Below are 6,928 nucleotides of genomic sequence, written 5' to 3'. Positions count from 1 at the left end.
GTGGCCCTGGCCGGCGTGGGGCCGGCCGCGGCCCAGACCATCACGCTCCGTGGGGCCAGCCAGTTCGACGACAGCCACTCGTTCAACCAGACCATGCTGAAGTTCGCCGAGCTCGTGCAGAAGTATTACGGCAAGCCGGTGGAGTTCAAGCTCCACCGCAATCGCGAGCTGGGCCTGGAGAAGGACTACTTCGGCTACATGAGCCAGGGGCTCTCGGTGGACTACGCGATCGTGGCCCCCTCGCACATGGCGACCTTCTCCAAGCAGGCGACGCTCATGGACATGCCGTTCCTGTTCCGCGACCTCGACCACTGGCGCAAGGTGATGACGACCGGCGACGCGCTCCGGCCCATCGCCGACGACGTGTCGGCCAAGGCCGACGTCATCCTCATCGGCTACGGAGGCGGCGGCGTCAGGAACATCGTGGCCAAAAGGCCCGTGCGCAACATGGAGGAGCTCAAGCAGCTGTCGATCCGCGTGATGGGGGCCCCGATCCAGACGCGCATCTTCCAGGCCATCACGGCGGCGCCGACCGTCATCGCCTACGACGAGGTCTACAACGCCATCCAGACCGGCGTGATCCAGGCCGGCGAGAACGAGAGCCCCGGCTGGTCGCAGATGAAGTGGCACGAGGTGGCGCCGGAGGTCTCGCAGACCCAGCACGCGATCACGATCCGGCCGCTGTGCTTCTCCGGGAAGACCTTCCGCAAGTTGCCCAATGATCTACAGCAGGCGATCCTCAAGGCGGGCCGGGAGGCCGGCGCCTACGGTCGCGACTGGGAGCGCCGCGAGGACGAGAAGATCCTCGAGAAGCTCCGGGCCGACGGCAAGGTGCGCGTCCACCCGTTCGCCCAGCGCGCCAAGCTGCTCGAGCTCGTCGCCCCCGTGAAGATCGCCTTCGCCAAGGAGGTGGAGGCCGACAAGGTCCTCCAGGCGATCGACGCCGTCAAGTAGCCCGCGCGTGGCCCGGGCCCTCGGCAAGGCGCTGGACGCGTGGTTCCGCCTGCTCCAGCTCCTCGTGACCGCGCTGCTGGCCTTCATGATCGTCCCCGTGACGCTGCAGATCGTGTCGCGCTACACGGGGCTGATCCCGCGCTACATCTGGACGGAAGAAGCGGCGCGGTTCTGCTTCATCTGGATCATCATGCTGGGGGCGATGATCGCGGTTCGCGAGGGCACGCACTTCGAGGTGGACGTGCTGCCCGCGCCGAAGAGCGCCCGGGGCGAGGCCGTGCAGCGGCTGATCGTCATCCTGCTCATGCTGGTCGTGGCCCTCGTCTTCGTGGGCTACGGCTGGCGCTACGCGCAGTTCGGCTACACGCAGACCTCCGAGCTAACCGGCATCAACCTCGTCTTCATCCACGGCGCCTACCTGGTGGCCGGGCTCACCTGGGTCGCCTTCCTCGGCGAGCGCATCGTGGCCGCGGTGGCCGTGCTCAAGGGCGACGAGTCCGCGCTCGCGCGGCTCAGGGGGAATCCCGATGTCGCCCGGTGAGGTGGCGGCGATCATGTTCGGGATCTTCGGCGCGCTGATCGTGCTGCGCGTGCCGGTGGCCTTCGCGCTGGGCCTGGCCTGCCTGCCGATCTTCGCCCTCGACGACCGCCTGCAACCGATCCTCATGCTCGGCGAGATGACGAAGGCCTACAACTCCTTCATCCTGCTGGCGGTGCCCTTCTTCGTGCTGGCCGCCACCCTCATGAACACGGCGGGCATCACCGAGCGGCTGATGGACCTGACCACCTGCCTGGTGGGCCAGTTCCGGGGCGGCCTGGCCTACGTCAACGTCGTGGTCAGCATGATCTTTGCCGGCATCTCGGGATCGTCCACCGCCGACGCCGCCGGCGAGGGCTCGATCATCATCCCCGCCATGCGCAAGCAGGGCTACGACGCCAGCTTCACCGTCGCCATCACCGCCTGCTCCTCGGTGATCGGCGTCATCATCCCGCCCAGCATCCTCATGGTGGTCTGGGGCGGGGTGATGAACGTGTCGATCGGAGCGCTGTTCCTGGCCGGCGTGATCCCGGGCGTGCTGGTGGGGCTGTCGCAGATGGCCGCGACCTTCGTCTATGCGCGCCTGCGCGGCTATCCCGTCTACGCGCGCGCCTCGGTGCGCGACTTCATCGTGGCCTTCGGGCGGGCGTCCTTCGCGATGCTGACGCCCGTGATCATCATCGGCGGCGTCGTGGGCGGGTTCTTCACGCCGACGGAGGCCTCCGTGGTGGCGGTCCTCTACAGCCTGGCCATCGGGGTCTTCGTGTACCGCTCGCTCGGCGTGCAGAACGTCCGCCAGTGCCTGTACGAGACGGCGCGCCTGGCCTCCATCTCGCTGTTCTGCATCGGGACGGCGTCGGCGTTCGGCTGGCTGCTCGCTTATTACCAGATCCCCAAGACCGTCGTCGCGTTCCTGGCGCCCTATGGCGTCGGCGTGACCACCGTCGGGCTCATCGAGGCCGGCCTGTTCCTCGTGATCGGGTGCTTCATCGACGCGGTGCCGGCCATCATCATCGCGGGGCCGCTGTTGACCCCGCTGGCCCAGGCCGTCGGCATGCATCCGGTGCACTTCGCCATCATCGGGGTCGTCTCGCTGGCCTTCGGCCTGGTGACGCCGCCCTACGGGCTCTGCCTCCTGATCGACTGCCACATCGCCAGGATCCGGGTCTCGCAGGCCATCCGGGACGTCCTGATCATCCTGGCGCCGATGCTGGCAGCCTTGCTGCTGGTGATCCTCTTCCCGAAGCTGATCCTGCTCATCCCCCGGCTGGTGATGCCCAAGTTCGTGTAGCGCGCGGGCGCCGATGCGCGGTCGCCGTCAGGGCTCTCGCGTCTCCTTGAGCACGTCCTCTTTGGGCTCGAGCCCGAGGCCGGGGCGCTCGGGCAGGGTGACCATCCCGCGCGACGGCTTGGGCGGGTCCTGAAAGATCGCCTCGCCCACACGCCACATCACCAGGTGGAACTCCACGCGCCAGCCGTTCGACACGCCGGCGATGAGATGCATGTTGTGGTGGGGCCAGCCGCCGCCGTTGGCGATCGGCACGTTGAAGGCCTGGGCCATGGCGGCGACCTTCAGGGCCTCGGTGTAGCCTCCGACCCACACGACGTTGGGCTGGAGCACGTCCACCGCCTCGTGGACCAGCAGCTCGCGATGGCGCCACTTGTGGCCTTCGTTCTGGCCGGCGGCGATGGGGATGCGCGTCTGGCGCCGGAGGTTGGCAAGGAGGCGCGCGTCGTTCCCGTAGACCGGCTCCTCGAACCACGTGATCCCGTAGCCCTCGATGCGCTTGCAGAGGTCGAGCGCGTGGGGAAACGCGAAGAGGTAGTTGGCGTCCACCATCAGCTCGACGCCGTCGCCCACGGCCTCGCGCACCGCCCGCACGCGCGCGGCGTCCTCGGCCGGGTCCTGGGCGCCGTTCACCGCCACCACCATCTTGAGCTTGTCGTGGCCCTCGGCGGCGAACTGCTTGGCCGCCTCCACGAGCTGCTCCCGCGTGTACTCCAGGAGGCCGAAGGTGACGTAGGCCTGGACCGTCTGGTTGGCGCCGCCGAGGAGGCGCCAGACCGGCTCGCGGAAGTGCTTGCCCTTGAGGTCCCAGAGGGCGATGTCCACCGCGCTCACCGCCGAGGACCAGACGCCGGTCTGGGCCCGCGGGTTCAGGGCGCGGAAGAGGCTGTGCCAGTGGCGCTCCGTCGTCAGCGGGTCCTGGCCGACGAGCAGCGGGGCGATCTGGCGGTTGATCAGTTCCTTCGTGGCGAACCGTTGGATGCCGCCGGTGAGCCCGTAGCCGGTGAGCCCGGTGTCGGTCGTCACGCGCACGAACACGAACTGGGGCGTGAGCGGCTCGGTGAGCAGCGGCGCCTGGATCGGGACGCGGTGGGTGGTGGCTTCGATGGCGGTGATCTTCATGGGCCCTCCGTCCGGTGCGGGTGCCCGAGGAGTATACCGTCGCTGATCGGCGGTTGACAGGCGACCAGCAGCAGCCCTAGCATTCCCCCGTTCCCCGGTTTCGCCTCAGGAGGTGCGCCATGAGACGACTCGTCAGTCTCGTCGTCTTCGCAACGTTCCCGCTCTCCGCCACGATTGCCTGGGCCCAGGCGTTGCCTTCAGTCCGGCCCCAGGAGGTGGGTCTCGCCCCGGAGCGGCTGGCCCGCATCGGCCCGATTCTGAGAAGCGAGATCGAGCAAGGCAAGCTTCCCGGGGCGGTCCTGGTGGTCGCCCGAAAGGGCCGCGTTGCCTACGCCGAGAGCTTCGGCTTTCGCGACAAGGCCGCCGGCGCCCCGATGACCAGGGACACGATCTTTCGCATCTACTCGATGACCAAGCCCATCGTCTCCGTCGCGGCGGTGATGCTGATGGAGGAGGGGCGCCTGGTCCTCACCGACCCGGTGTCCAAGTTCTTGCCGCCGCTGGCGAAGCTCCAGGTCAGCGTGCCGAAGGTCGATCCGGTCTTCGGCCGGGTGACCTACACGCTGGTGCCCGCGGAACGGGAAATGACGATCCAGGACCTGCTCCGGCACACCTCGGGCCTGGCCTACGGAGAGATCACGGTGAACCAGCCGGTCAAGGAAGGCTACGCCAAGGCCGGCGCGTACCTCCCGACCGGTCTCCCCTTTGACGCCCGCGGGGTGACGCCGGCGGAGCAGGTCGAAGGGCTGGGGAAGGCGCCGCTCGCCCACCAGCCCGGCGCCGTGTGGGAGTACAGCCTCTCCACGGATGTGCTCGGCCGCGTCATCGAGGCCGTCTCGCGGATGCCGCTCGGCGAGTTCCTCGAGGACCGTCTGTTCGCGCCGCTCAAGATGAGGGACTCCGGGTTCGTCGTTCCCCGGGAAAGGCTCGGGCGGCTCGCCCAGCCGCTGCCAACCGATCCGGCGACCGGCAGCCCGATCAAGCTCCTCGACGTGTCGGTGGCGCCAAAGAACGCGTCGGGCGGAGCGGGGGCGGTCTCGACCGCCGACGACTACCTGCGTTTCGGCCAGATGCTGCTGAATGGCGGCAACCTCGACGGCGTCCGCCTGCTGAGCCGCAGCACCGTCAGCTTGATGACGTCGGATCACCTGGCCCGGGTCAACGCTCCAACCAGCCCCGGTGAGCTGCTGCTCGGCACGCCCGGCTACACCTTCGGCCTGGGCTTTGCTGTGCGGCAGGGCCCGGGCGTCGCCGGCACGCCGGGGTCAGCCGGTGAGTTCATGTGGGCCGGATTCGCCGGGACGTACTTCTGGATCGATCCGAAGGAGGAACTGGTCGGCGTCCTGATGAGCCAGGCTCCCGGTCCCATGCGGGTCCAGTACCGAAAGCTCGTCAAGCAGCTCGTCTACCAGGCGATCGTCGACTAGGGGAGCGTCGCCCGCAGGGACAGACCAATGGGGTGATCTGCCGGGGCCCACCGATCCCCTCTCACGTGCGCTCGAGCGCCGGTTTCTGTCTCAAAACATCGTTGGTGCCGCCGAGGCTCAGAAAACGGAGTCTGAAAATGTCGCGTGACGATCGCACGGACGATACCTGGCTGAGCGACGAGCAGCGGGCGAAGTGCGCCCGAGCCGACCAGGCCGAAGCCTTCCGCTCGCCGATCCCGACCCAGATCGTGTCGAACGGCGAATACATGCCCATGCCCCAGACCCAGGAGCAGAAGAGGGTCGAAGCCCGCACGAAGGAGCTCGCCGACGGCGCCGCCGGGAAGCTGGGCATCAGCCGGCGCAAGTTCCTGGCAGGCACCGGGGGCATGGCCGCCGCCTTCCTGGCGATGAACGAGGTCTACGGACGCTTCTTCAACGTTAGTCCCCTTGAGATGTTCGAGTCCGAGGCCTTCGCGGCGACAGGGGCGCCGCGGAACCTCTTCGTCTTCGATGACCAGCTCCACATGGTTCGCTCCAGCATCCTGGGGCCCAGGGTGCTGCGGGCCCTCGCTCAGGGGCCGACCTCGCCGCATAGCGAGTTCCCCGCCAATCCATTCAATCCCGGCGGCCTGCTCGACGAGCTCGGGAGCCCCTGGTCGAACTGGAACGCGGCCCTGATCGACGACTCCATGGGGCCGGACATCTTCCACCTGGTGCAGTTCATCAAGGATCTCTACTTCAACAGCCAGGTGACCACGGGTGTCCTGAGCAACATCACCGGGTTCCTGCCCGGCTTCATCACGAACGGCATCCCGAAAAATACGGACGATGCCGAGAAACTGGAGATTCTCACCGCCGCCCAGACGGCCGCGGTGAGGAACTTCGTCAACCAGATCTCCGGCTCCAAGCGCCTCCACGCCCACGGTCTCCTGTACGTCGGCGTCGGCAACCTCCACAACATCCAGCGGCAGATCGACGAGAACAAGCCCGACTCGTGGAAGGGGTACTGCATCTCGCTGGCGGCGAAGGACGCCGATCCCAACAGCTTGATGCGCGAGTGGCGGCTCGACGAGGACGCCGCCTATCAGACCTACGCGCTCATCAGCAGTCACCAGGCCCGCCTCCGGCGAGAGCGGCCAGGGTTCGGGAACATCTGCGTCCACAAGGGCTTCGCGCCGGTGGACGTGCCCGCAGATGATAGGCCTGAGCGGGGCAACCCCGACGACATCCCGGACGCCGCCCATGACTGGCCGAACCTCAACTTCATCATCTACCACGCTTGCATCGGACCGGTGCTCTTCTACAGCCCCGAGCCGATCCAGCAGCTCTTGAGCAGCTCGCCGCCGCTCCGAGAAGGCGTTCCCGACATCCGCTGGACGACCCGGTTCGCGATGCTCGCCCGGGACCTCCCGAACGTGTACGCGGAGGTCGGCTCGACGTTCGCCTCCACCGTCATCGCCTTCCCCACCGTCTGGGCCCACCTCATCGGCCAGCTCATGAAGTTCATGGGGCCGCAGCGGGTCGTGTTCGGCTCCGACTCCCTCTGGTACGGGTCGCCGCAGTGGCAGATCGAAGCGTTCTGGCGGTTCCAGATTCCCG

6 protein-coding genes are annotated in these 6,928 nt (G+C 67.7%); 5 read left to right on the top strand and 1 reads right to left on the bottom strand.

Features of this window, described 5'->3' with window-relative positions; all coding sequences use genetic code 11:
- The 3 genes from VGV13_01035 to VGV13_01025 all read left to right on the top strand — a co-directional run.
- Positions 1-954, top strand: a 954-nt coding sequence (locus tag VGV13_01035) for a TRAP transporter substrate-binding protein (protein HEV8639667.1), incomplete at its 5' end; no start/stop codon positions are given.
- 7 nt (positions 955-961) lie between these two features.
- Complete coding sequence (locus VGV13_01030) at positions 962-1,495, top strand: TRAP transporter small permease (protein ID HEV8639666.1); 534 nt, start codon at positions 962-964, stop codon at positions 1,493-1,495.
- Entirely contained in the window at positions 1,482-2,783 is a 1,302-nt protein-coding gene (locus VGV13_01025) for a TRAP transporter large permease (GenBank protein ID HEV8639665.1), read from the top strand. The genes VGV13_01030 and VGV13_01025 overlap by 14 nt, the downstream gene beginning before the upstream one ends.
- Positions 2,784-2,810: 27 nt before the next feature.
- Here the strand turns inward: VGV13_01025 and VGV13_01020 are convergent, their stop codons facing one another.
- On the bottom strand, positions 2,811-3,902 hold the full coding sequence (locus tag VGV13_01020; GenBank protein ID HEV8639664.1) for a mandelate racemase/muconate lactonizing enzyme family protein: 1,092 nt from the start codon (positions 3,900-3,902) through the stop codon (positions 2,811-2,813).
- A gap of 119 nt (positions 3,903-4,021) precedes the next feature.
- On the opposite strand from VGV13_01020, the gene VGV13_01015 reads away from it, so the two are divergent.
- Complete coding sequence (locus tag VGV13_01015; protein HEV8639663.1) at positions 4,022-5,329, top strand: serine hydrolase domain-containing protein; 1,308 nt, start codon at positions 4,022-4,024, stop codon at positions 5,327-5,329.
- Between the two features lie 137 nt (positions 5,330-5,466).
- Positions 5,467-6,928 (top strand): hypothetical protein (locus VGV13_01010; protein HEV8639662.1); only part of this gene is annotated, 1,462 nt, incomplete at its 3' end.

This window comes from Candidatus Methylomirabilota bacterium (assembly GCA_036001065.1).
In the GTDB taxonomy this organism is placed as follows: Bacteria; Methylomirabilota; Methylomirabilia; order Rokubacteriales; family CSP1-6; genus MNEF01.
The sequence above is the reverse complement of the archived record's forward strand: the minus strand, read 5'-3'. Positions and strand labels throughout refer to the sequence as shown.